Genomic DNA, 23705 nt, shown 5'->3' with positions numbered 1-23705 from the left:
CCGATGGAATTTTTCGCAAGCGCATTCTGGACGGGCTTCCTCTGGCCGCTGATCATCATGATCGCGGAGAGCGTGCTGGTGCTCGTGGTCCTGCTGGTCGCGATCGCCTACATCCTGCTCGCCGACCGCAAGATCTGGGCGGCGGTGCAGATCCGCCGCGGCCCGAACGTGGTCGGGCCCTGGGGCCTGTTCCAGTCCTTTGCCGACCTGTTGAAGTTCGTGCTGAAGGAGCCGATCATTCCGGCCGGCGCCAACAAGGGCGTGTTCCTCCTTGCTCCCTTGGTCTCGTGCGTTCTCGCGCTCGCGGCCTGGGCGGTGATCCCGACCAATCTCGGCTGGGTGATCTCCGACATCAATGTCGGCGTCCTCTTCATCTTCGCGATCTCGTCGCTGTCGATCTACGGCATCATCATGGCCGGCTGGTCGTCGAACTCGAAATATCCGTTCCTGGCCGCGCTGCGCTCGGCGGCGCAGATGGTGTCCTACGAGGTCTCGATCGGCTTCGTCATCATCACGGTGCTGCTCTGCGCCGGCACGCTGAACCTCTCGGCCGTGGTCGAAGCCCAGCATATCCGCGGGCTCGCCAGCCTGATCGGGTTGCCGCAGCTGACCATCCTGAACTGGTACGTCTGGCCGCTGTTCCCGATGTTCGTGGTGTTCTACGTCTCGGCGCTGGCGGAAACCAACCGTCCGCCCTTCGACCTCGTCGAGGCCGAATCCGAGCTTGTCGCCGGCTTCATGGTCGAATACGGCTCGACGCCGTACCTCCTGTTCATGCTCGGCGAGTATGTCGCGATCGTCACGATGTGCGCGATGGCGACCATCCTGTTCCTCGGAGGCTGGCTGCCGCCGGTGGACCTGCCGCCGTTCAACTGGGTGCCGGGGATCATCTGGTTCTCGCTCAAAGTGTTCTTCATGTTCTTCCTGTTCGCGATGGCAAAGGCGATCGTGCCGCGCTACCGCTACGACCAATTGATGCGCCTCGGCTGGAAGGTGTTCCTGCCGCTGTCGCTGGCGATGGTGGTCGTGGTGGCGGGCGTGCTGCAATTCGCCGACATCGCGCCGAAGTGAGGGCCGTCATGGGTATCAACATCAACGCCACTGCACGCTCGCTTCTGCTGTCGGAGTTCGTCTCGGCGTTCTTCCTCGCCATGCGCTATTTCTTCCAGCCGAAGCCGACGCTGAACTATCCCTTCGAGAAGGGCCCGATCTCGCCACGCTTCCGCGGCGAGCATGCGCTGCGCCGCTATCCGAATGGTGAAGAGCGCTGCATCGCCTGCAAGCTGTGCGAAGCGATCTGCCCGGCGCAGGCCATCACCATCGAGGCCGGCCCGCGCCGCAACGACGGCACCCGCCGCACCGTGCGCTACGACATCGACATGGTGAAGTGCATCTATTGCGGCCTCTGCCAGGAGGCCTGCCCGGTCGACGCCATCGTCGAAGGTCCGAACTTCGAGTTCGCGGCCGAGACCCGCGAGGAACTGTTCTATGACAAGGCCAAGCTGCTCGCCAATGGCGACCGCTGGGAACGCGAGATCGCAAAAGCGATCGAGCTCGACGCGCCGTACCGGTGAGATGAGAGCATGATCCTTCCCGCGCTGTTCTTCTATCTCTTCGCCGGCGTCTGCGTCGCCTCGGCGGTGATGGTGATTGTCTCGCGCAATCCCGTGCACTCCGTGCTGTACCTGATCCTGGCCTTCGTCAACGCCTCCGGCCTGTTCGTGCTGATGGGCGCCGAATTCCTCGCGATGATCCTGATCGTCGTCTATGTCGGCGCGGTCGCGGTGCTGTTCCTGTTCGTCATCATGATGCTCGATGTCGACTTCACCGAGCTGCGCGAAGGCTTCATCCAGTACCTGCCGGTGGGTGTCGTGATCGGCGGCATCTTCCTGTTCGAGCTGCTGCTCACCGTCGGCGCCTGGGTCATCAACCCGACCGTGAGCAAGACCATCACGGCGCCGATCCCGACCAACGTATCGAACACCGAGGCGCTGGGTCTCGTGCTCTATACGAAGTATGTCCACTACTTCCAGCTCTCGGGCATGGTGCTGCTGGTCGCCATGATCGGCGCCATCGTGCTGACGCTCCGCCACAAGGCGAACATCAAGCGGCAGGACATCAACGTTCAGAACGCGCGCACGCCGGAGATGGCGATGGCGATGCGCAAGGTGGCGTCGGGGCAGGGGCTCCAGGACGCTGATGCTGCGGAGTGGGTGAAATGACGGTCGGGCTCGGACACTATCTGGCGGTCGGCGCGATCCTGTTCACGCTCGGCATCCTCGGCATCTTCCTGAACCGCAAGAACATCATCATTATCCTGATGTCGATCGAGCTGATCCTGCTCTCGGTCAACATCAATCTGGTGGCATTCTCGACCTTCCTCGGCGACATCGTCGGCCAGGTCTTCGCGCTGCTGGTCTTGACCGTTGCGGCTGCCGAAGCCGCGATCGGTCTCGCCATCCTGGTGGTCTATTTCCGCAACCGCGGCTCGATCGCGGTTGAGGACGTCAATCTGATGAAGGGCTAACGCATGATCCGGAAAAGTGGACACCGGTTTTCCGACCAGATCATGCGGAGAGAGAAATAAGTCATGGTCCAGGCAATTGTCTTTCTGCCTCTGCTGGGCGCCATTCTTGCTGGCCTGATCGCGCTGTTCGGCGCGCATGCCCGCAACCCCTCCGGCGACACGGTCGAGCATCACGATGACCACGGTCACGGCGACGCCCATGCGGCGGCCGCGCACGACGATCATGGCCACGACGATCACGCGCACGACGACCACGGTCCGGTCGAGCCGGCGGCTGCGGGTTCGCGCGGGGCGGAGCTGATCACGACCGCATTGCTGTTCGTGGCGGCGGCGCTGTCCTGGATGACGCTGGTCGATGTCGGCTTCAATGGCCATGACGCCAGAATCCAGCTGCTGCCTTGGATCTTCTCCGGCGACTTGCAAGTCTACTGGGCGCTGCGCGTCGACACGCTCACAGCCGTGATGCTGGTGGTGGTCACGACCGTGTCCTCGCTCGTGCACCTCTATTCCATTGGCTACATGGATGAGGATCCGTACCGGCCGCGTTTCTTCGGCTATCTCTCGCTGTTCACCTTCGCCATGCTGATGCTGGTGACGGCCGATAACCTCGTGCAGCTGTTCTTCGGCTGGGAAGGCGTGGGTCTGGCCAGCTATTTGCTGATCGGTTTCTGGTACCAGAAGCCGTCGGCGAACGCGGCGGCGATCAAGGCCTTCGTGGTCAACCGCGTCGGCGATTTCGGCTTCGCGCTCGGCATCTTCGCGATCTTCGCGCTGGTCGGCTCGACCGATTTCGAGACGATCTTCCACGCCGCCCCCGGCCTCACAGGCAAGACCATCGACTTCCTCGGCTGGCAGGTGGATGCGCTGACACTGACCTGCTTGCTGCTGTTCATGGGCGCGATGGGCAAGTCCGCGCAGTTCCTGCTGCACACCTGGTTGCCGGACGCGATGGAAGGCCCGACGCCGGTGTCGGCGCTGATCCACGCCGCGACCATGGTCACCGCCGGCGTGTTCATGGTGGCGCGCCTGTCGCCGCTGTTCGAGCTTGCGCCGAACGCGCAGGCCGTCGTGATGTTCTTCGGCGCCACCACGGCGTTCTTCGCGGCGACCATCGGCCTCGTCCAGAACGACATCAAGCGCATCGTCGCGTACTCGACCTGTTCGCAGCTCGGCTACATGTTCGTGGCGATGGGAGCAGGGGCCTATTCGGTTGGCATGTTCCACCTGTTCACGCACGCCTTCTTCAAGGCGCTGCTGTTCTTGGGCTCCGGCTCGGTGATCTACGCGATGCATCACGAGCAGGACATCCGCAAGATGGGCGGCCTGTGGAGGAAGATCCCCTACACCTATGCGGTGATGGTGGTCGGCACGCTTGCGCTGACCGGCTTCCCGCTTACGGCCGGCTACTTCTCCAAGGACGCCATCATCGAGTCCTCCTACGCCTCGCATAATCCGTTGGCGATCTACGGCTTCCTGATGACGGTCGTCGCAGCCGGCCTGACCTCGTTCTATTCCTGGCGCCTGATCTTCAAGACCTTCCATGGCGAGCCGCATGACGAGCAGCACTATGAAGCCGCGCATGAGGCGCCGCTCTGGATTCTGATCCCGATCGGCGTGCTCGCGGTCGGCTCGATCGTCGCGGGCTTCCCGTTCAAGGAGCTGTTCGCCGGTCACGGCGTTGAGGAGTTCTTCCGCGAATCCGTCAAGATGAACCCGCACATCATCGAGGAGATGCACCACATCCCCGAAACCATCGCCTTGTTGCCGACGGTGATGATGGTGCTGGGCTTCCTGATCTCGTACCTGTTCTACATCCGCCGTCCCTACATTCCCGTTCGGCTCGCTCAAGAGCAGCCGGGGCTGTACCAGTTCCTGCTCAACAAATGGTACTTCGATGAGCTCTACGAGGTCATCTTCGTCCGTCCGGCGAAGTGGATCGGCTACCAGCTCTGGAAGAAGGGCGACGGCTTCATCATCGATGGCCTCGGCCCCGACGGCGTCTCGGCGCGCGTCTTGGATATCACCCGCAACGTCGTGAAGATCCAGACCGGCTATCTCTATCACTACGCCTTCGCCATGCTGATCGGCGCCGCCGGCCTGATCACCTGGTTCATGTTCGGCTTTGGAGGCCAGTAAATGACAACCTGGCCCATCCTATCCGTCACCACCTTCCTGCCGCTGGTCGGCGCGCTGATCGTTTATCTCAGCCGCGGCGATGACGAGGCCGCCCGGCGCAACTCGCGCTGGATCGCGCTCTGGACCACGCTGATCACCTTTGCGGTGTCGGTGCTCCTGGTCCTGCGCTTCGATCCGTCGGTGGCCGACTTCCAGTTCGTCGAGAAGGCGTCGTGGCTCGCTACCGGCATCACCTACCACATGGGTGTCGACGGCATTTCGCTGCCCTTCGTGATCCTGACCACCGCCTTGATGCCGTTCTGCATCATCGCGAGCTGGAAGTCGGTCACGAGCCGGGTGCGTGAATACATGATGGCGTTCCTGATCCTGGAAACGCTGATGATCGGCACCTTCTCGGCGCTCGACCTCGTGCTGTTCTATCTGTTCTTCGAGGGCGGCCTGATCCCGATGTTCCTGATCATCGGCGTCTGGGGTGGCCCGCGCCGGGTCTATGCGTCCTTCAAGTTCTTCCTCTACACGCTGCTTGGCTCGGTCTTGATGCTGCTCGCCATCATGGCGCTGTACTGGAACGCCGGTACCACCGACATCCCGGCCCTGATGCATACGGCCGTGCCGCGCAGCTTGCAGACCTGGGCGTGGCTCGCATTCTTCGCATCCTTCGCGGTGAAGATGCCGATGTGGCCGGTGCACACCTGGCTCCCCGACGCACACGTCGAGGCGCCCACGGCAGGCTCGGTGATCCTGGCCGCGATCCTGCTGAAGATGGGCGGCTACGGTTTCCTCCGCTTCTCGCTGCCGATGTTCCCGCTGGCCTCGCATGACTTCGCGCCGCTGATCTTCACGCTCTCGGTCATCGCCATCATCTACACCTCGCTGGTGGCTTTGATGCAGGAGGACATGAAGAAGCTGATCGCGTACTCGTCGGTGGCGCATATGGGCTTCGTCACCATGGGCATCTTCGCCGGCACCATGCAGGGCGTCGCCGGCGGCGTGTTCCAGATGATCTCGCACGGCATCGTCTCGGGCGCGCTGTTCCTCTGCGTCGGCGTGGTCTACGACCGCATGCACACCCGCGAGATCTCGGCCTATGGCGGCCTCGTCAACCGGATGCCGCTCTACGCGTTGACCTTCATGGTCTTCACCATGGCCAATGTCGGTCTGCCCGGAACGTCCGGCTTCGTCGGCGAGTTCATGACGCTGCTCGGCACCTTCAAGGTCTCGATCCCGACCGCGTTCTTCGCCACGACCGGCGTAATCCTCTCGGCGTGCTACGCGCTGTGGCTCTACCGCAAGGTCGTGTTCGGGGCGCTGATCAAGCCGTCGCTGGCGAGCATCAAGGACCTCACTCTGCGTGAGTGCGTGACGCTGTTCCCGCTGATCGCGCTGACGATCCTGTTCGGCGTCTATCCGAAGCCGGTGCTCGACATGTCGGCCGCCTCGGTCCAGCAACTCGTCAACAATTACAACACCGCTGTGACGGCCGTTAAGGCCGCCGCACTGCTCCAGTGATCGGGCAGGTCAGGATATCGCCATGAGCTTTACGACTGCAGGTTATCAACTGGCGCCGGTGCTGCCCGAGCTCGTGCTCGCGATCGGCGCCATGGCGCTTCTGATGTTCGGCGCCTATCGCGGGCAGGGGACCACCAGCGCGGTCACCACGCTCGCGGTGCTGCTGCTGATCGTGGTCGGCGTGCTCGAATACATGCTGCCGGCTGGCAAGCAGGTGACCTTCGGCGGCAGCTTCATCGTCGACGATTTCGCCCGCTTCATGAAGATCCTCGCTTTGATCGGCTCGGCGGTGACGCTGGTGCTGTCGACCGAGTTCCTGTCCGACCCGTCGCGTCGCATCTTCGAATACGCAATCCTGGTGCTGCTCTCGACGCTCGGCATGATGGTGCTGATCTCGGCTGGTGACCTGATCTCGCTCTATCTCGGCCTCGAACTGATGTCGCTCGCGCTGTACGTCGTGGCGACCTCGAACCGCGACAACGCCAAGTCGACCGAAGCCGGCCTGAAGTATTTTGTGCTGGGCGCGCTGTCCTCGGGCATGTTGCTTTACGGCGCCTCGCTGATCTACGGCTTCACCGGCACCGTCAGCTTTGCTGGCATCGCAACAGCTGCGACGGCCGCGAATGTCGGCCTGGTGTTCGGCCTGGTGTTCCTGCTCGCCGGCCTCTGCTTCAAGGTTTCGGCCGTGCCGTTCCATATGTGGACGCCGGACGTGTACGAAGGCGCCCCGACGCCGGTTACGGCCTTCTTCGCGTCCGCCCCGAAGGTCGCTGCACTTGCCGTCTTCACCCGTGTCACGCTGACCGCATTCCCGGGCATCGTCTCGCAGTGGCAGCAGATCCTGGTGTTCGTCGCGATCGCCTCGATGGCGCTGGGCTCGTTCGCCGCGATCGGCCAGAGCAACATCAAGCGCCTGATGGCGTACTCCTCGATCGGCCATATGGGCTTCGCCCTGGTCGGCCTTGCCTCCGGCACCGTCGAGGGCGCGCAAGGCGTGCTGATGTACATCGTGATCTATGTGGCGATGACACTCGGCTCGTTCTCGATCATCCTCGCGATGAAGCGCAACGGCCAGGCCGTCGAGCAGATCAAGGATTTCGCCGGTCTGTCGCGCACCAATCCGCTGCTGGCCTTCATGTTCGCGATGCTGCTGTTCTCGCTCGCCGGTATCCCGCCGCTCGCTGGCTTCTTCGCCAAATGGTATGTGTTCGTGGCCGCCATCAAGGCGAATTTGTTCACGCTCGCCGTGATCGGCGTGCTCTCCAGCGTCGTAGGCGCCTACTACTATCTCACCATCGTCAAGACGATGTATTTCGACGAGCCGGCAGGCCAGGTCGATCCGGTGCGTGTCGAGGTCAAGACGGTGCTGGCCGTCTTTGGCCTGTTCAACATCCTGTTTGCGTTGTTCGCGGGTCCGGTGGTGAGCGTCGCCTCCGCCGCCGCCAAGTCGCTGTTCTAGGATGGGGTTCGCGCTCGGTCCTCGTGCAATCGCAGCGGGCTACAAGCTCGCAGCTTCTGAGCGGACCGGCTCGACCAATACGGATGCGATCGAAAGCGCCCGCGCAGGCGAGCGGGGCCCGATGTGGTTCGTGACAGCCGAGCAGACGGCGGGCCGCGGCCGCCGCCAGCGTGCCTGGGTCTCGCCCCGTGGCAATCTTGCGGCCAGCCTCCTTGAAGTGCTGGACGTCGCACCAGCGGTCGCCGCCACAATCGGTTTTGCCGCGGGGCTGGCGGAGGAAGCCGCCCTCGAGAAAGTCAGTATCGAGGCTGCGCTGCGGCTCGGCCCCGACCGGCCGCGATACACCCTGAAATGGCCGAATGACGTCCTCGCCAACGGAAAGAAGCTGGTCGGCATTGGCCTGGAGGCCGAAGCCGTCGGCGATCGCCTCGCCATCGTCGTCGGCATCGGTACCAATATCGTGGCAGCGCCCGAGGGCACGCCGACGCCGGCCGTGTCGCTCGCGGCCCTCGGCGTCCAGATCAGCGCGGAAGAACTGTTTTCGGCGCTGACGGATGCGTGGGTCGAGTTTCGCGGCATCTGGGACAATGGCCGCGGCTTTGCCGAGATCCGAAAACTCTGGCTCGAGCGCGCCGCCCGTCTTGGCGAGCCGATCGCGATCCACACGGGAACCACGGTGCTGGAAGGCATTTTTGACACGATCGACGACACCGGCTGCCTGATCGTCCGCACCGCGGAGGGGCGTCGCGTGCCGATTGCCGCGGGCGAGGTGTTCTTCGGCCCGGTCCGTTCGGTGGGAGCTGCGTGATGGCGAGACCCGACGAACTGGTATTTGCGCCGCTCGGCGGCGTCGGCGAGATCGGCATGAACCTGTCGATCTACGGCCTTGGCAACCGCCACCAGCGCTCCTGGCTGGCGGTCGATCTCGGCGTCTCCTTCGGCGACGAGGAGCATCTGCCCGGCATCGACCTGATCATGCCGGACATCAGCTTCCTGGAGAAGGAGCGCAAGAACCTGATGGGTCTGGTGCTGACGCACGCCCATGAGGATCATTTCGGCGCGATCATCGATCTCTGGCCGCAGCTGAAATGCCCGATCTACGCGACGCAGTTCAGTGCGGCCCTGTTCGAGGCCAAATGCGCCGCCGAGCGCAACGCGCCGAAGATTCCCGTCACCGTGGTCCCATCGGGCGGGCGCATCGACATCGGCCCGTTCAACGTTGAGTTCATCCCGGTCGCGCATTCCATTCCCGAAGCGCATGCGCTGGCGATCCACACCGAGGCCGGCACGGTGCTGCACACCGGCGACTGGAAGATCGATCCGACTCCGACGCTGGGCCGCCCCACCGACGAGAAGCGGCTGCGCGAGCTCGGCGAGGAGGGCGTGCTCGCCCTGATCGGCGATTCCACCAATGCGGTGCGCGACGGTCGGTCGCCTTCCGAAGCCGAGGTCGCCCGCACCATTATCGACCTCGTGAAGGCCGCCAAGGGCCGCGTCGCGGTGACGACCTTCGCCTCCAACGTCGCCCGCATCAAGGCCGTCGCCGATGCCGCGAAGGCCGCCGACCGTGAGGTCGTCGTGGTCGGCCGCGCCATGGAGCGCGTGGTGCAGGTCGCGCGCGAGACCGGCTATCTCGACGGCGTGCAGAATTTCCGCTCGCCCGAGGTCTACGGCCATCTGCCGCAGGACAAGGTGCTGGCGCTCTGCACCGGCAGCCAGGGCGAGTCCCGCGCCGCGCTGGCGCGCATCGCCAATGACGACCACCCGGAGATCACGCTCAACCGCGGCGACAGCGTGATCTTCTCCTCGCGCACGATTCCAGGCAACGAGAAGGCGGTCGGCTCGATCATCAACAATCTGGTGCTGCAGGGCGTCGAGGTCCTCACCGACCGCGACCATCTGGTCCACGTCTCCGGCCATCCCCGCCGCGACGAGCTGCGCGACATGATCTCCTGGGTGAAGCCGCAGCTCCTGCTCCCCGTCCATGGCGAAGCCCTGCACCTGAACGAGCACGCCAAGCTTGCGCGCGCCGCCGGCGTGCCGCGCGTCCTGGTCGTCCGCAACGGCGACCTCGTCAAGCTCGGTCCCGGCGATCCCGGCATCGTCGGCGAGGTGCCGTCGGGCCGGCTCTACAAGGACGGCACGATTCTTGAAGATTCCAAATCTCGCGCGGTGGTCGAGCGCCGCCGCATGGCGTTCTCCGGCTGCGCCTTCGTCGCCATCGCCATGACCGCGCAGGGCGAGCTTGTCGATGAGCCCGAGGTCGATCTGGTTGGCATTCCCGAAAAGAACCGTGCCGGCGAGCCCTTCGACGACATCGTCTTCGATGCCGTGATGTCCACGGTCGAGGGCCTGCCGAAGGCGCGCCGCCGGGATCCGGATGCGCTGGCTGAATCGGTGCGACGCGCTGTCCGGGCGGTCATCAACGAACATTGGGGCAAAAAGCCCCCCTGTCTGGTACACGTCCTGACGGTGTAAGGGAGACGAACATGCTCGGCCGGCTCAACCACGTGGCGATCGCCACAAAGGACGCCATCAAGGCTGCCAAGATCTACGGCGCCGCGTTCGGCGCGCAGATTTCCGAGGCCGTCGCGCTGCCCGAGCATGGCGTCACCACCGTGTTCGCGACGCTCCCCAACACCAAAATCGAGTTCATCGAGCCGCTCGGCGAGACCTCGCCGATCGCAAAGTTTCTCGAGCGCAATGCCGACGGCGGCATCCACCACGTCTGCTACGAGGTCGTCGACATCATCGCCTCGCGCGACATCCTGGTGAAGGAGGGCGCCCGCGTGCTCGGCGACGGCGTGCCGAAGATCGGCGCCCACGGCAAGCCGGTGCTGTTCCTGCACCCAAAGGACTTTTCCGGCGCGCTGGTCGAAATCGAGCAGGCGTAGGGCCGCACCCATGGCCGTCCAAATCTCAACCGCGCTCGCGATCTACTTCGTCATCTGGTGGATCGCGCTGTTTTTGACCTTGCCGTTCGGCGTGCGCAGCCAGCACGAGGACGGCGTCGGCGCGCCCGGCACGGACCCAGGCGCACCTGTTATGACCGGCATGAAGCGCAAGCTGATCTGGACCACGATCATCTCGGCGATCATCTATGGCCTCGGCATGGTGGCCTATCAGGCCGGCTATCTCTCGATCGAACGCCTGTCGAAATTGATGGGAATGCCGTTTTAGCGATTTTTGCCAGATTTTTCCGCGTTGCGTCTGGTTTGGGGGAGCAAATGACTTTTCAGAGGATCGTCGTCGCGCTTCTGGTGCTGATCGTCGCCGGTCTCGGGGCGATCGGCTATTTTGAGTGGAGGATGGCCGTGCAGGTGCGAACGCTGAAGGCGTTCGTCGAGGGCTACGTCTTCAACGAGGCCGTGCAGGCCTGCGAGCAGGTCAAGAGCTCGACGCCGTTCAAATGGAACGGCGGCAAAAGCACCTCGGTGATCGGCCTGAACTCGGTCAAGCTGGACAAATACACCGTCAGCGCCAGCTACACGCTGGTGGCGGACAGCGTCTATTGCGATTACGATCCCATCAAAAGAAAGGCCGAGATCGGCTCGAGCTTCCTGGAGCGGGAGTAACGATCCGGCCATCAAGCATGGGATGGGATCGTCATGACCGGGAGCCGGACGGGGGATTATCGGATTCTGAAGGAAGCAGCCTTGCGGGACTATCTCGCGGGCCTGCCTGACATCGCGGCGCTGCTCGGCGGCGCGCCGGCTGCCTGGGGGATCACCGAGGTCGGCGACGGCAATCTCAACCTCGTTTTCATCGTCAAAGGCGCAAGCGGCGGCATCGCCGTGAAGCAGGCGCTGCCTTACGTCCGCCTCGTCGGCGAGAGCTGGCCCTTGCCGCTGTCGCGGGCCCATTACGAATATCTCGCGCTGACCCGGCAAGCCGAGCTCGCGCCCGGCCTCGTGCCGGCCTTGCTGCACCACAACGAGACGCTGGCACTCACCGTGATGGAGCTGCTCGAGCCCCACATCATCATGCGCAAGGGGCTGGTGGCTGCGACGCGCTATCCGCGCTTCGTCGACGACATCACGACGTTCATGGCGCGGACGCTGTTCTTGAGCTCCGACCTCGCGTGCTCCGCCGCGGAAAAGAAGGAGGCCATCGCGGCCTTCGCCGGCAACCATGCGCTGTGCAAGATCACCGAGGATCTGATCTTCACCGATCCCTACCGCATTGCCGAGCAGAACCGCTGGACCGCGCCGTATCTCGACGGCCTGGCCGCGTCCTTGCGCGACGACATGGAGCTGCATGTCGCGATCTCCCGGCTGAAGCTGAAATTCATGGCGAGCCCCGAAGCGCTGCTTCATGGCGATCTCCATACCGGCTCGATCATGGTGACCGAGAGCGAGACACGCGTCATCGACCCGGAATTCGCCTTCTACGGCCCGATGGGGTTTGACGTCGGCGCAGTGCTGGCGAACCTCCTGATGGCCTATTTTGCCTCCGCCGGCCACGAGCGCGCACCGGGCGAGCGGCGCGAATTCGAGGGCTGGGTGCTGGAGACGGTCGACCAGGTTTGGAACGGGTTCGCCGCCAAATTCCTCGACCTCTGGCGATCGGAGGCCCGCGGCGACGCCTATCCGGTCTCGCTCTTCGCCGGCGAGAAGGGGGCTGCGCGGCTGGAGCTCGAACGGCAGGCCTACATGCAGCGTCTGTTCACCGACACGGTCGGCTTTGCCGCCGCCAAAACGATCCGCCGCATCTTCGGCCTCGCCCACAACATCGATTTCGAGCTGATCGAGGACCCCAGGAAGCGCGCCATCAGCGAAGCCCGCGCCGTGCGGCTGGCGCGGGGAATGATGGTGGAGGCGGTGGCGTTTCGGACGATCGCCGACGTTAGCGGCGCTGCGCGAAAACTGCGCGATTGGCAGCCGGAATTGTCCAGCTGAAGACGTCGCGCACGGTCCACCTGGTCCTGGTCGCTCTATGACGCACCGCGTCAATCGGCGGCTTGCATCGCTGGGGGATGCAACCCGGCCCCCGAGGCGCGGAACCGGCTGATCGCCATCAAAACGAAGCTTGCGTTCGACGGGCTCCGAATGATCAAATCCCTGATCGGAATACCTGCGTTGGGGGACACATGATGTTCAGGATGATTGCGATCGTAGCGGGCCTGGGACTGGCGCTCGCCGCCCCGGCAGAGGCCCAGACACCGCGCAAGGGCGGAACCATCCGCATGACCGCGCCCTATGGCTCGAGCTTCACCAGCCTGGACATCCACACGACCCAGCGTGCCCAGGACGAGATCTACGCCAAGGCGCTGCATCGCTCGCTCTACATCTGGGATTCCGCGGAAGGAAAGCCGGTCCCGGAATTGGCCAAGGAGGTCGTCGTCTCCGGCGGCGGTCTCGTTTACACCTTCAAGCTCCGCGCCGACGCCTATTTCCACAACGGCCGCAAGATGACGGCCGACGACCTCATCTGGTCCTATAACCGCATCATGGACGGCACCAAGGCCTATCCCGGTGCGCGCTATGTGCGCATCATCGAGGGCGCGGCCGCGGTGGAGAAAGGCCAGGCCAAGGAAATTTCCGGCCTGAAGAAGATCGACGACTTCACCGTCGAAATGAAGCTGACCGAGAAGGTCGATCCGGGCTTCTATCTCTTCACCGCGCTGACCTCGATCTATCCTGCCGATGAAGCCGTCAAGGACAGCTTCATCCAGCATCCGATCGGCCTCGGACCGTTCAAGTTCGTGGAGCACGTGCCCGGATCGCGCATCGTGATGGAGCGGTGGGACCGGTTCTACAAGCCCGGCAAGCCCTACGCCGACAAGGTCATCGTGTCGATCATGGCCGAGGCTGCGGCGCGCGATGTCGCGTTCCGCAATAAGGAGATCGACACCTCGGTGCTGGGGCCGGCGCAGTATGTCGCCTATCAGGCCGATCCCAACCTCAAGGGCACCATCGCCGAGGTCGCCGAGGTCTTCACGCGTTACATGGGGATGAATCCCGCATTCAAGCCGTTCGCCGACAAGCGCGTCCGGCAGGCGATCAACTACGCGATCGACACCGACCTGATTATCAACAAGCTGGTCAAGGGCAAGGCCTATCGCGCCACCAGCTGGCTGCCGCTGACCTCGCCGGCCTACGACAAGGCCATGAAGCCGTACCCCTACGATCCCGCCAAGGCCAAGCAGCTGCTCGCGGACGCAGGCTATCCCTCGGGCTTCGAATTCGAATGGACCACCAGCCAGAATGAAAGCTGGGGCCTGCCGATCGTCTCGGCCGTCATCCCGATGCTGGACAAGGTCGGCATCAAGGTGAAGGTCAAGCAGGTCGAGGCCGCGGTGCTGTCGGAGGTGGTTCGCTCGGGTGACTACCAGGCCTTCATCTATTCCCAGCAGACCGGCCCGGACCCCCAGGCCGCGCTGAAATGCTTCCATTCGTCGACGCCGCAATCGGCCTGCAACTACATGAATTTCAAGAACGCCGAGTTCGACAAGATCCTCGACGAGGCCGGGCAGGCCGACGATTCCGCAAAGCGCACCCAGCTGATGCAGAAGGCCAATGCGCTGCTCTATGACGAGGCGCCGGTCTGGTTCTTCAACTACAACAAGGCGGTCATGGCGGTGCAGCCGTGGCTTCACGGAGTTCAGCTGAACGCGACCGAGCTGACCCACCAGAACGTCGAGGATATCTGGGTCGACGAGACCTCGCCCGCGAAGTGACCCGCGTTCTCGTGCTCCCTCCATCGCAATGAACGATGGAGGGAGGGAAGAAAGTGCCGATGCTCTCCTTCCTGATCCGCCGCCTCCTGCAGACCATTCCGACCGTGCTCGCCGTCGTGGCTCTGGTGTTCGTGCTGTTCAGCGTCGTTCCCGGCAGCATCGTCTCGAGCCTGAGCGACGACGCCGACCCCCAGGTCGAGCTGCGCCTGAAGAAGCAGCTCGGTCTCGACGATCCCGTCTATGTGCGTTTCGGCGCCTATATCGCCAAGCTCGCCACCGGTGATTTCGGCACGTCGTTCCGGACCCGCGAACCCGTCACCTCCATGATCGCCAAGCGGGCCTGGCCGACGCTGCAGCTGATCTTCACCGCCATGGCGTTTGCGGTTCTGCTCGGCGTGCCGCTCGGCTTCATTGCCGCATTGCGGCCGGGTGGTCTGGTCGATAGTGCCGCGATGGTCGTGGCGGTATCGGGCCTGTCCATTGCCAAATTCTGGCTCGGGCTGGTGCTGATGTATCTGTTTGCGCTGAAGCTCGGCTGGCTGCCGAGTTTCGGTTATGGCGATGGCGGCCTGAAATATCTGCTCTTGCCGGCCGTGACGCTCGGCGTCTCGCCGATGGCGCTGTTTGCCCGGACGACGCGCGCAGCTGTGCTCGAGATCATGACGGCTGATTTCGTCCGCACCGCGCGCTCCAAGGGCATGAGCGAGACCCGCGTGGTGAAGTGGCATGTGATGCGCAACGCGCTCGTCATCATTCTCACCACCGTCGGCCTGCAGTTCGGCGGCCTGATGGGGCAGGCGGTCGTCGTCGAAAAGCTGTTTTCCTGGCCGGGCATCGGCTCGCTGCTCGTGGACAGCGTCCTGCAGCGCGATATTCCGGCCGTCCAGGGCTCCATTCTCGTGGTGGTGCTGGCCTTTCTCGCGATCAACTTGCTGATCGACGTGCTCTACGGCGTGATCGATCCGAGGATCAGATACGCATGAAGCTTCGCGCCAATCTCATCATCGGCGGCGCGCTGTTCGCGCTCGCGATCGTGGTCGGCCTGCTCGCGCCCTGGCTGGCACACACCGATCCTGTCATGGACGCCAATTTGCTGAACGCGGAGGAGCCCCCGAGCTGGACCTGGTGGTTCGGCACCGACGACCAGGGCCGCGACATCTATTCCCGCGTCGTCTACGGCGCGCGCGTCTCGCTGACGGTCGGCATCGTCTCGCAGCTCATCAACAGCGTCATCGGCGTGGCGCTGGGCCTGAGCGCTGGTTATTGGGGCGGCTGGTGGGACGATTTTGTCAACGCCCTGACCAATGTCATGCTCGCGATCCCCTCGCTGATCTTCGCGCTGGCTATCATGGCGGTGCTTGGACCGGGCCTGACCAGCCTGCTGATCGCGCTGGGGCTGACCAACTGGTCCTTCACCTGCCGGATCGCGCGGGCCTCGGCGCTGTCGCTGCGGAGCCAGGGCTATGTGCAGGCCGCCACCGTGCTCGGCTATGGCGATCTGCGCATCATGATGACGCAGCTGCTGCCGAACATGCTTGGGCCGATCGTCGTCATCGGCACGCTCGGCATGGGCAGCGCGGTCCTCTCCGAAGCCGCTCTGTCGTTCCTCGGCCTCGGCGTCCGACCGCCGTTTCCGAGCTGGGGCAGCATGTTGTCGGACGCCCGCGACCAGATCACGACAGCGCCATGGCTGTCGGTGTTTCCGGGCCTCGCCATCTTCCTGACGGTGCTCGGCCTCAACCTGCTTGGCGACGGCCTGCGCGACATCCTCGATCCTCAATCGCGGAGCCGGCGGACATGACGGGCGCGCCGCTGATCGAAGTCGAGGATTTGCGCATCGATCTTGACGATGGATCGCGGCGCGTTGCGGCGGCCGAGGGCATTTCATTCCGCATCGATCGCGGCGAGACCTTCGGCCTTGTCGGCGAATCCGGCTGCGGCAAGAGCATCACGGCGCTCGCATTGATCGGCCTGTTGCGGCAGCCGCTGTCGATCGGTGGCGGCGTCATCCGGTTTGACGGGCGGGAGATTCAGCACCTGTCGGCGGCCGCGCAACGGGACCTGCGCGGCAATCGCATCGCCATGATCTTCCAGGAGCCGATGACGGCGCTCAACCCGGTCTCGCCCGTCGGACGGCAGATCGCCGAGATGTTCGTGCTGCACAAGGGCAAGAGCTGGCGGGAGGCCAATCAGCTCGCAGTCGAGGCGCTCGCGAACGTCCGCGTTCCAGCGCCGGAGCGGCGCGTGAACGATTACCCGCACCAGCTTTCCGGCGGCATGCGCCAGCGCGTGATGATCGCGATTGCGCTGGCCTGCGGTCCGGACCTCCTGATCGCGGACGAGCCCACCACCGCGCTCGACGTGACCGTGCAGGCCGAAATCATCGAGCTGATGCGCAACCTGTGCGCCGAGCGAGGCACGGCGATCCTGATGATCAGCCACGATCTCGGCCTGGTCGCCAATGTCTGCCGCCGGGTCGCCGTGATGTATGCCGGCCGCATCGTCGAGGAGCGTGGCTCCGCCGATATTTTTCGTGCCCCCTCGCATCCCTATACCCAAGGCCTCGTCGCCTCGCTGCCGCGACTCGGCAGCCGGGCTGCGCTCGGCCGTAACAGGCTGAGGGAGATCGCTGGCGTCGTGCCGGCCATCACCAATTTCCCGGACGGCTGCCGGTTCAACCCGCGCTGCACGCAGGCGACTGACATTTGCAGGACCGTCGCGCCGACCGCGGATTTTCTGGAGGCCGGCGGTCTGGTGAGGTGCCATCACCATGCATGAGCCCAAAACCAGATCGGGCGAGGGGAGGCCGGACGACGATCTCATTCTCAGCGTCGAGGATCTCGCGGTGCATTTTCCGCTCGGCGGCGGCCTGTTCGGCCGCGGCCAGCGGATGCTTCGTGCCGTCGATGGCGTTGATCTCAAGCTGAAGCGCGGCGAATGCCTCGGCCTCGTCGGCGAGTCCGGCTCGGGCAAGTCGACCGTCGCCCTGTCGATCCTGGGCCTGCTGACGCCGACGCGCGGCCGCATCGTGCTGGACGGGCTGGTCGTGACCGGTCGGCCATCCGGCGACCGGAAGTCATTGGCCCGCATTGTCCAGATCGTCTTTCAGGATCCCTACGCCTCGCTCAATCCGCGCCAGACCGTTCGCCGCACGCTGGAAGATCCCCTGCGTGTACATGGCGTGACCGCGAAGAGCGAGATCGAGGACCGTGTCGCGACCATGTTGCGCCACGTGGGCCTGCGGCCCGAGCAGGCCGACCGCTACCCGCATGAATTCTCCGGCGGCCAGCGCCAGCGCATCGGCATTGCGCGTGCGCTGATCCTCAATCCCAAAATCGTCATCTGCGACGAGCCCGTCTCGGCGCTCGACGTCTCGATCCGCGCCCAGATCATCAATCTGTTGCTGGAATTGAAGGACACGCTCGGTCTCTCCTACATCATGATCAGCCATGATCTCGGCGTCGTCGAGCACATGAGCGACCGGGTCGCCGTGATGTATCTCGGCCGCATCGTCGAGAACGGCGACTGGCGCGAAATTTTTGAGCGCCCGGCGCACCCCTATACGCAGGCCCTGATCGCCGCCATTCCCGATCCCTTGCACCATGCACCGCTCGCCACGACGGGGGGCGATCTTCCCAATCCGCTCAATCCGCCGAATGGATGCGCCTTCAGCCCGCGCTGCCGTTATGCGGAGGACAGGTGCCGTCGCGAGCCGGGGCCGATGCTGGAGACGCGGCCCGATGGGCATGCGGTGAGGTGCTGGCGCAGCGGGGAGATTGCCGGGCAGGCGGTGGCAGCTTCGAGCGAAAGTGGGTCGCACGGAGCGCACGTCCGGCATGCGCCAGACCACTAAACGGCTCGCTCGATAGGTACTCCGTGGCCGGCGACATCCGGGCTTGTGGGCGAGGATCGACAACCTGTGACCGCAAAATAACGAATATTCAACTGTGGCGAGGCGCAATTGATTATTCAGGCAGCACCCCTGCTGGCACGTGACAGCAGGTCAGCTGGACTCTAAGCTTTTGTTGGGATCAAATTGGTCGCAGCGCGGTCCGGATTAGCAGGTGGATATGCTCTGCTCCCGCTGTGGGTTGCACGTTGCTGCCGGTTCAAAGTTTTGCCGTGACTGCGGTATGCCCCTTTCATGGCAATGCGGTTCGTGCGGACACCAGAACGCCGCAGGCGCGCGATTTTGCTCTGTCTGCGGCCAGACCAGCGCCAGGGAATTTCCCGAAGAACGCGAAGCAGCCGATGCTCCCAAGGCGGGCGCCAAGCCGCAGGTTGAGCGTCGTCGGCTCACGGTCATGTTCGTCGACCTCGTTGGGTCGACAGCGCTTGGAACGAGGCTGGACCCGGAAGATTTGCGCGAGGCGATCTCCGCTCACCACAATTGTGTGACGAACCTGGTCACGGACAATGGGGGATATGTCGCTCGCTACATAGGCGATGGCATACTCGCATATTTTGGCTATCCGAGCGCACATGAGGACGACGCCGAGTGCGCGGTGCGGAGTGGCTTGCTTGCGGCCGAGGCCGTTCATCATCTGAGCAGCCCAGCGGGGCCTCCCGGTTCGCTCAGGTGTCGTGTTGGCATCGCGACCGGCATAGCCGTTATCGGCGCTATCGTAGATGGGGACAGGGATTCTCAAACTGCGGTCGGCGAAACTCCGAATTTCGCAGCCAGATTGCAAGCAATCGCAGAGACAGGTGCGGTGGTGATCGATGAGGCGACACGTCGACTGACCGGTGAGATGTTTCAGTACCGACGCTTGGGCCCTTTGAACCTGAAAGGCCTGAAGGAGCCGGTCACCGCTTGGGAGGTCACCAAGGAAAATATCATCGGAAGTCGTTTCAAGGCTCTTCGTTCAATCGAGACGCCGCTGATCGGCCGAACGGAGGAGACGAGCCTGCTTCTGCGCCGATGGGACCAGGTCCTCGCAGGTCAGGGGGTGATGTGTCTGTTGATCGGTGAAGCAGGGATCGGGAAATCCAGGCTCATCTCGGTCCTTGAGGATGCAAGTCAGGGAGGAGATCGACTTCCGCCGCTACAATTTTCATGTTCAGCACACCAGCAGGACGCTCCGCTCTACCCGATCATCCGCCACATCGAGCTCGCGGCGAAGATCGAAGGCGGAGATTCCATGCCCGTGAGGTCCGAGAAGTTGGCGCTTCTGCTTGCGGAATACGGTGCTACGGAAATCGATGGTTTCCTGATCGGTGACCTTCTTTCGATTGCGATGCCGACGCCAAGTCTGCCGCTCGACTTGTCGGCGCGCAGGAAAAGAGACATGACCCTGGCTTCGATCATTCGATTGCTGAGAATGCAGACGTCCCAATCCGCCAGGCTGGCTGTCTTTGAAGATTTGCATTGGGCGGATCAAGTCACGTTGGATCTAATAGAAAGGCTGGTCGATGAAATAGATCAATTTCCTCTCATGTTGATCGCCAGCGGTCGCTTGGAGTTCCGGCCGCCCTGGATCACCCGTCCGCAGGTGACTCACTTGATCCTGACCGGGTTCGATCGGCGGCACGCAGCTTTGCTTGTTCGTGCCGTAGCCGGCGAGCATGCCCTGTCAGCAGAAGTAATCGATGAAATAGTATCCCGCTCTGACGGCGTGCCGCTGCATATTGAGGAGCTAACCAAATCAGTTTTGGAAATCCAACTCGACCAACTCAAGATTGGTGCGGGACGTTCGTTGGTTCCACCCTCACTCCACGCATCTTTAACGGCGCGATTGGATCGCCACCCCAATGCGAAAGAAGTAGCTCAGACGGCATCGGTGATCGGACGAGAGTTTTCATACGACGCTCTCAAGAGCATTAGTGACCTGGACGAGAGCAGTTTGATTGCCGCGCTCGACGAGCTGACTGCGGCGGGGCTTGTGAATGGTTTCGGGCGCGCGCCCGCGAGCGTCTATTCATTCAAGCACGCTCTGGTTCAGAATGCTGCTTATGACTCCATTTTGCGTAATCGCAGGCGCCATCTGCATCTCCGCCTTGCTTTGCTCTTGGAAGGAACCGCCGAACATAGTCCGATAACTAACACCGAGGTGTTGGCGCTTCATTTTGAAGAGGCCGGTGAGCCGGCCCGATCCATAAAGTACTACTTGCTTGCCGCAGAAAAAGCATCGGGTCGCTCGGCGCTAGCCGAGAAAGCCAGCCATTTGAAGAATGCTCTTCGTCAGCAAGACCTGCTTCCATCGGAGGCACAGAGCGCTGAACGAGAACTGATATTGCAATTGCAGCTCGGGCGAGCACTCATCGATCTTCGCGGGTCGGGCAGCGAAGAGGTTCTGACTTGCTATGAGCGAGCTCGTACATTAAGCCTGCGTACCGGTGATGCCGTATCTCTTCTGAGAGTCTATGATGGTCTGATCAACTACCATTTTACGCATTCGGATGCGGAGAGCCTGTCTCGATGCGCCGCCGATATTCGAGAGCTCCACCAGGATACAAAACTAGCCGGCTCCCGGTCGAAAGTGATGTCGTTGCGGGCTGCAGGATTGGCGCATTTCATTCGTGGACAGTTTGGCGATACCTGCGACGTCCTCTCCAGGTTGCTGACCGACTACGAAGTCGATCGGGATGGCCCTGAGGCCAATTTGGCCAGTCGGGACATGAAGGCGTCCATGTATACGATCATTGGCATGTCGCAGACCGCGATGGGCTATCCCGAATCCGGCTGCGAAACGGCAATGAAAGGCGTGAGGCATGCGGAATCGCTCAATCATGTCATCACCTTGGTGCTTGCCCTGAGGAGGGCTTGCGTACAGCGTATCATGTGGCGCGACGTGGAGGGCTGTGCAGCGCTTTCCGCACGACTTCTGGAAGTGAACAGAGTCCACGAAACCTTTCTGGGGAAGCGTGAAGGCGGCTTTTTCCACTCATGGGCATTGTCGCGGATGGAAGCCTCTGTAAGTCACCTGGAAGCGATGAGGCGCCATATTGCCGAACTGGACGAGGCTGGTCACTCGGTCATTCTGCCGTTCTTCATGGCAGCGGCTGCGGAAGTGCACCACGAGCAGGGGCAGGGCGCCGAGGCGTCCACGCTGTTGGAGAGGGCATTCCAGCTGGTGGAGCTAACTGGTGAGATCTGGTGCAAGTCGGAAATCATGCGGATGCGGGCCCTGGTTTGCGCGGCAAGTGTCACTGAAAGAGACCTGTGGCTTGCCGACGCCGTAGCGATAGCCAGAAGGCAGGGAGCAATGCTTTGGGAGCTGAGAGCCGCGCTCGCCCAGGCAACATGCTGGCATGCCGAAGGTAAGGTCGACGCCGCGTACAAGGTCCTTTTGCCAGCCCTGTCTGGCTTGACCGAAGGTCAATCGACGCTGGAGTTCAAGATGGCCTCGAATCTTCTAGCCCGCATAACGGCCGTCATCGGCACATAGCGCTTGTCCGGAAATCCTGCAGAGGATTGAGCCATTCCTATGCTGAAATCCAGTGGAGTCATGATCCGCAGCGGCTCGGACGCACTCAAGACGTACTACAAGCAACGGGCGTCTGAATACGATGATATTTACAAGCTGCGCCGGCGTCAGGCAGATCTCGCCGGGCTGCGGAGATGGGTAACGCGACACGTCAAGGGAAAGAGCGTGTTGGAGATCGCTGCAGGCACGGGCTATTGGACACAGGTGTGTTCTCGGTCGGCCAGGCTGGTGGTCGCAACCGACTTCAACGCCGAGACATTGGCCATTGCAGCCGGGCGCCGCCTTGGCTCGAATGTTTCGCTCGTCACCGCCGACGCATTCCGCCTGCCTGCTTTCGACACCACATTCGAAGTTGGAATCGCCGTGCTTTGGTGGTCCCATCTGAGGAAACGGGAGCAAGGAAAATTCATCGCGCAATTCCTGTCGCGGCTTGCGCCAGGCGCGAAGCTCCTGCTCGTCGATGAAGTTTACCGCAGGAATACGGCGAAGAACCCGATCTCGAGGCATGATCGCTTCGGAGACAGGCACGAAATAAGAGTGGGTAAGGACAATGTGCTCTATGAAATCGTCAAGAATTATCCTGCCGATGATGCACTGAGGCGCTCGCTTTCGGAATATTGTGATCGAGTGCGCATCACACGACTAACTCATTTTTGGGCGATCAGCGCACGCGTCAAGATGCGCTAGCTGGCGCGAGGGCTTGAGCCGACATCAGCCACCAGCGTCAGGGGCGTGGTCCCAACATGTTCATCGCTTTAACCCCGCACAGTTTCTGGGTCCTCTCCAGCAGGGTCGGCGTGTCGGTGCAGGGGCCAGTCAGCAGATCCGCCGCCAAGCCCATCTTCTCCAGGATGCGGAGGCCGCCAAACGCCGCCAGTGAGTCCGGTGCGACGAGCACGAGCTTGTCGACCGGCCGCGTTTGCTTGAGACGTTCGAGGAAGATTGGAACGTTTGCGCCCAGGATGTCTCCGCCGCACTCGATCAATACGGCTTCAGCGGGTAATCCGAGAATGTACTGAATGGCGCGATCAAAGATCGGCGCGATATCATTTCTCTCGGAAGGGTAGGTGGTAGGAAGGCCGAAGTCGACGCAGTCCAGCGTGGTGAAAGCGCCGAAATCCCGATAGGTCATGAGCTCGACGATCGACGAGGTTCCGGTGGCCTTGAGGACCGCGACCTTCGAATAGCCCTGATGAAGAAGCGACCGCAAGATCGTGAGCCCGGCCGTCGTTTTTCCAACTTCTGCGGACGTGCCCACGATCAGGTACAGTTCTGCGCCGTTGTCCGCGCTTCCCTCATCGCCGATTGCCGAAAAATCTCGAAGATTTGCTTTGTTCGCCCCTAACGTTCCCAGAAATTCGACTTTGCCGAGGGGATTCTTTCGCTGCGAAGAGGAGCCGACCAGTTCGCCGACAATTCCGCAGCTCGATAGTATCGAATACTCCTTGTCTGGAAGTAGTCCCTCTTTGGGAACGCCACCGACGACCCATCGAGTCGATTCACGATGACCGGGCGTCGCGAGAAAAACGTCACCCGGAAGGACTGACATGGACCTGCCGGATGGATGTTCCAATGAGACAGGCGCTTCACTCGACAGGAGCTTGAACGCGCCAAGATCTCCCTCAAACGCGGGAGACCTTATCCATCGAGACCGCTTGAGTGATCCCGAGCGTCTAAGAACTGAAGTAAGCTTCCAGTCATTCGTCAATGTCTGGTGCGCCTACTTCTTTGCTGGCCGTCGCTGTGATTTCTTCTTCGCAGCGGGCTTCCTCTTTTGGACAATGAACGCTTGGCCAGGAGTAAAATTAGCCCTGTGCTTCTTCGCAACACCGAGCGCGGTCAGAACTTGGTCCAATTGAGCCGCGGTCAGATTGACACGAACTGCAACGAAATCTTTGGCCAACGGGGCGCCTTCATCATCTTTCTTCGAAGCCATATTCCCCTCCAGATTAAACAAATGCCTAACGA

At 62.5% G+C, this 23705-nt stretch carries 22 protein-coding genes and 1 pseudogene; 21 read left to right on the top strand and 2 right to left on the bottom strand.

Annotation, left to right across the window (positions count from 1 at the left end):
* Positions 1-3: 3 nt before the first annotated feature.
* The 21 genes and pseudogenes from nuoH (at position 4) to ACLFLU_RS24095 (ending at position 22424) form a co-directional block, all read left to right on the top strand.
* Entirely contained in the window at positions 4-1071 is a 1068-nt protein-coding gene (gene nuoH, locus ACLFLU_RS24195) for an NADH-quinone oxidoreductase subunit NuoH (RefSeq protein WP_426407360.1), read from the top strand.
* Between the two features lie 14 nt (positions 1072-1085).
* Positions 1086-1574, top strand: coding sequence for an NADH-quinone oxidoreductase subunit NuoI (gene nuoI / locus ACLFLU_RS24190; RefSeq protein WP_426414062.1), 489 nt, complete (start codon positions 1086-1088; stop codon positions 1572-1574).
* Between the two features lie 9 nt (positions 1575-1583).
* Positions 1584-2222, top strand: coding sequence for an NADH-quinone oxidoreductase subunit J (locus tag ACLFLU_RS24185; RefSeq protein WP_426407359.1), 639 nt, complete (start codon positions 1584-1586; stop codon positions 2220-2222).
* Positions 2219-2527, top strand: a complete 309-nt coding sequence (gene nuoK, locus ACLFLU_RS24180; protein ID WP_126257332.1) for an NADH-quinone oxidoreductase subunit NuoK — start codon at positions 2219-2221, stop codon at positions 2525-2527. Before ACLFLU_RS24185 ends, nuoK begins: the two co-directional genes overlap by 4 nt.
* Positions 2528-2590: 63 nt before the next feature.
* A complete protein-coding gene (gene nuoL / locus ACLFLU_RS24175; protein ID WP_426407358.1) occupies positions 2591-4663 on the top strand; it encodes an NADH-quinone oxidoreductase subunit L in 2073 nt (690 codons plus the stop codon).
* Positions 4664-6172: an NADH-quinone oxidoreductase subunit M gene (locus ACLFLU_RS24170; protein ID WP_426407357.1), complete on the top strand. Its 1509-nt coding sequence runs from the start codon at positions 4664-4666 to the stop codon at positions 6170-6172. It begins immediately after the preceding gene.
* Positions 6173-6194: 22 nt separating this feature from the next.
* A complete protein-coding gene (gene nuoN, locus ACLFLU_RS24165) occupies positions 6195-7631 on the top strand; it encodes an NADH-quinone oxidoreductase subunit NuoN (protein WP_426407356.1) in 1437 nt (478 codons plus the stop codon).
* Position 7632: 1 nt separating this feature from the next.
* The gene (locus ACLFLU_RS24160; protein WP_426407355.1) at positions 7633-8439 is read left to right on the top strand and encodes a biotin--[acetyl-CoA-carboxylase] ligase; all 807 of its coding nucleotides are present in this window, start codon (positions 7633-7635) and stop codon (positions 8437-8439) included.
* Complete coding sequence (locus ACLFLU_RS24155) at positions 8439-10109, top strand: ribonuclease J (protein WP_426407354.1); 1671 nt, start codon at positions 8439-8441, stop codon at positions 10107-10109. The genes ACLFLU_RS24160 and ACLFLU_RS24155 overlap by 1 nt, the downstream gene beginning before the upstream one ends.
* 11 nt (positions 10110-10120) lie before the next feature.
* Positions 10121-10525 (top strand): methylmalonyl-CoA epimerase, encoded by a 405-nt coding sequence (mce, locus tag ACLFLU_RS24150; RefSeq protein WP_426407353.1) that lies wholly within the window; start codon positions 10121-10123, stop codon positions 10523-10525.
* A gap of 10 nt (positions 10526-10535) precedes the next feature.
* The gene (locus ACLFLU_RS24145; protein ID WP_426407352.1) at positions 10536-10811 is read left to right on the top strand and encodes a DUF1467 family protein; all 276 of its coding nucleotides are present in this window, start codon (positions 10536-10538) and stop codon (positions 10809-10811) included.
* Positions 10812-10858: 47 nt separating this feature from the next.
* Positions 10859-11206 (top strand): hypothetical protein, encoded by a 348-nt coding sequence (locus ACLFLU_RS24140; protein WP_426407351.1) that lies wholly within the window; start codon positions 10859-10861, stop codon positions 11204-11206.
* 33 nt (positions 11207-11239) lie between these two features.
* Positions 11240-12529, top strand: a complete 1290-nt coding sequence (mtnK, locus tag ACLFLU_RS24135) for an S-methyl-5-thioribose kinase (protein WP_426407350.1) — start codon at positions 11240-11242, stop codon at positions 12527-12529.
* A gap of 191 nt (positions 12530-12720) precedes the next feature.
* Entirely contained in the window at positions 12721-14310 is a 1590-nt protein-coding gene (locus ACLFLU_RS24130) for an ABC transporter substrate-binding protein (protein WP_426407349.1), read from the top strand.
* Positions 14311-14369: 59 nt separating this feature from the next.
* Positions 14370-15293 carry an ABC transporter permease gene (locus ACLFLU_RS24125; protein ID WP_426414061.1) on the top strand — a complete coding sequence of 308 codons (924 nt, stop codon included), beginning with the start codon at positions 14370-14372 and terminating at the stop codon, positions 15291-15293.
* Positions 15290-16111 (top strand): ABC transporter permease, encoded by an 822-nt coding sequence (locus ACLFLU_RS24120; protein ID WP_426407348.1) that lies wholly within the window; start codon positions 15290-15292, stop codon positions 16109-16111. Before ACLFLU_RS24125 ends, ACLFLU_RS24120 begins: the two co-directional genes overlap by 4 nt.
* A complete protein-coding gene (locus ACLFLU_RS24115) occupies positions 16108-17088 on the top strand; it encodes an ABC transporter ATP-binding protein (RefSeq protein ID WP_426407347.1) in 981 nt (326 codons plus the stop codon). Before ACLFLU_RS24120 ends, ACLFLU_RS24115 begins: the two co-directional genes overlap by 4 nt.
* Entirely contained in the window at positions 17081-18163 is a 1083-nt protein-coding gene (locus tag ACLFLU_RS24110) for an ABC transporter ATP-binding protein (protein ID WP_426407346.1), read from the top strand. Before ACLFLU_RS24115 ends, ACLFLU_RS24110 begins: the two co-directional genes overlap by 8 nt.
* Before the next feature lie 217 nt (positions 18164-18380).
* Positions 18381-18458: pseudogene (locus ACLFLU_RS24105) on the top strand (zinc-ribbon domain-containing protein); the annotation flags it as partial.
* Positions 18459-18614: 156 nt separating this feature from the next.
* Positions 18615-21698, top strand: coding sequence for an AAA family ATPase (locus ACLFLU_RS24100; protein WP_426414060.1), 3084 nt, complete (start codon positions 18615-18617; stop codon positions 21696-21698).
* Positions 21699-21737: 39 nt separating this feature from the next.
* Complete coding sequence (locus tag ACLFLU_RS24095) at positions 21738-22424, top strand: class I SAM-dependent methyltransferase (RefSeq protein WP_426407345.1); 687 nt, start codon at positions 21738-21740, stop codon at positions 22422-22424.
* Positions 22425-22461: 37 nt separating this feature from the next.
* Here the strand turns inward: ACLFLU_RS24095 and ACLFLU_RS24090 are convergent, their stop codons facing one another.
* Together ACLFLU_RS24090 and ACLFLU_RS24085 are read right to left on the bottom strand one after the other, a co-directional pair.
* Complete coding sequence (locus tag ACLFLU_RS24090) at positions 22462-23286, bottom strand: hypothetical protein (RefSeq protein WP_426407344.1); 825 nt, start codon at positions 23284-23286, stop codon at positions 22462-22464.
* A 171-nt stretch (positions 23287-23457) separates the two neighbouring features.
* Positions 23458-23673, bottom strand: coding sequence for a hypothetical protein (locus tag ACLFLU_RS24085; protein ID WP_426407343.1), 216 nt, complete (start codon positions 23671-23673; stop codon positions 23458-23460).
* Positions 23674-23705 lie beyond the last annotated feature (32 nt).

The sequence above is a fragment of the Bradyrhizobium ganzhouense genome (assembly GCF_049949285.1).
GTDB lineage: Bacteria > Pseudomonadota > Alphaproteobacteria > Rhizobiales > Xanthobacteraceae > Bradyrhizobium > Bradyrhizobium ganzhouense.
Note: the sequence above shows the minus strand (reverse complement) of the source record. Positions and strands in the feature narration are given on the sequence as shown.

Bases quoted from the DNA above. Each gene is read 5' to 3' on its own strand.
- nuoH (WP_426407360.1), top strand. From the start codon at position 4: ATGGAATTTTTCGCAAGCGCATTCTGGACGGGCTTCCTCTGGCCGCTG.
- ACLFLU_RS24185 (WP_426407359.1), top strand. From the start codon at position 1,584: ATGATCCTTCCCGCGCTGTTCTTCTATCTCTTCGCCGGCGTCTGCGTC.
- nuoK (WP_126257332.1), top strand. From the start codon at position 2,219: ATGACGGTCGGGCTCGGACACTATCTGGCGGTCGGCGCGATCCTGTTC.
- nuoL (WP_426407358.1), top strand. From the start codon at position 2,591: ATGGTCCAGGCAATTGTCTTTCTGCCTCTGCTGGGCGCCATTCTTGCT.
- ACLFLU_RS24170 (WP_426407357.1), top strand. From the start codon at position 4,664: ATGACAACCTGGCCCATCCTATCCGTCACCACCTTCCTGCCGCTGGTC.
- nuoN (WP_426407356.1), top strand. From the start codon at position 6,195: ATGAGCTTTACGACTGCAGGTTATCAACTGGCGCCGGTGCTGCCCGAG.
- ACLFLU_RS24160 (WP_426407355.1), top strand. From the start codon at position 7,633: ATGGGGTTCGCGCTCGGTCCTCGTGCAATCGCAGCGGGCTACAAGCTC.
- ACLFLU_RS24155 (WP_426407354.1), top strand. From the start codon at position 8,439: ATGGCGAGACCCGACGAACTGGTATTTGCGCCGCTCGGCGGCGTCGGC.
- mce (WP_426407353.1), top strand. From the start codon at position 10,121: ATGCTCGGCCGGCTCAACCACGTGGCGATCGCCACAAAGGACGCCATC.
- ACLFLU_RS24145 (WP_426407352.1), top strand. From the start codon at position 10,536: ATGGCCGTCCAAATCTCAACCGCGCTCGCGATCTACTTCGTCATCTGG.
- ACLFLU_RS24140 (WP_426407351.1), top strand. From the start codon at position 10,859: ATGACTTTTCAGAGGATCGTCGTCGCGCTTCTGGTGCTGATCGTCGCC.
- mtnK (WP_426407350.1), top strand. From the start codon at position 11,240: ATGACCGGGAGCCGGACGGGGGATTATCGGATTCTGAAGGAAGCAGCC.
- ACLFLU_RS24130 (WP_426407349.1), top strand. From the start codon at position 12,721: ATGATGTTCAGGATGATTGCGATCGTAGCGGGCCTGGGACTGGCGCTC.
- ACLFLU_RS24125 (WP_426414061.1), top strand. From the start codon at position 14,370: ATGCTCTCCTTCCTGATCCGCCGCCTCCTGCAGACCATTCCGACCGTG.
- ACLFLU_RS24120 (WP_426407348.1), top strand. From the start codon at position 15,290: ATGAAGCTTCGCGCCAATCTCATCATCGGCGGCGCGCTGTTCGCGCTC.
- ACLFLU_RS24115 (WP_426407347.1), top strand. From the start codon at position 16,108: ATGACGGGCGCGCCGCTGATCGAAGTCGAGGATTTGCGCATCGATCTT.
- ACLFLU_RS24110 (WP_426407346.1), top strand. From the start codon at position 17,081: ATGCATGAGCCCAAAACCAGATCGGGCGAGGGGAGGCCGGACGACGAT.
- ACLFLU_RS24100 (WP_426414060.1), top strand. From the start codon at position 18,615: ATGTTCGTCGACCTCGTTGGGTCGACAGCGCTTGGAACGAGGCTGGAC.
- ACLFLU_RS24095 (WP_426407345.1), top strand. From the start codon at position 21,738: ATGCTGAAATCCAGTGGAGTCATGATCCGCAGCGGCTCGGACGCACTC.
- ACLFLU_RS24090 (WP_426407344.1), bottom strand. From the start codon at position 23,286: ATGTCAGTCCTTCCGGGTGACGTTTTTCTCGCGACGCCCGGTCATCGT.
- ACLFLU_RS24085 (WP_426407343.1), bottom strand. From the start codon at position 23,673: ATGGCTTCGAAGAAAGATGATGAAGGCGCCCCGTTGGCCAAAGATTTC.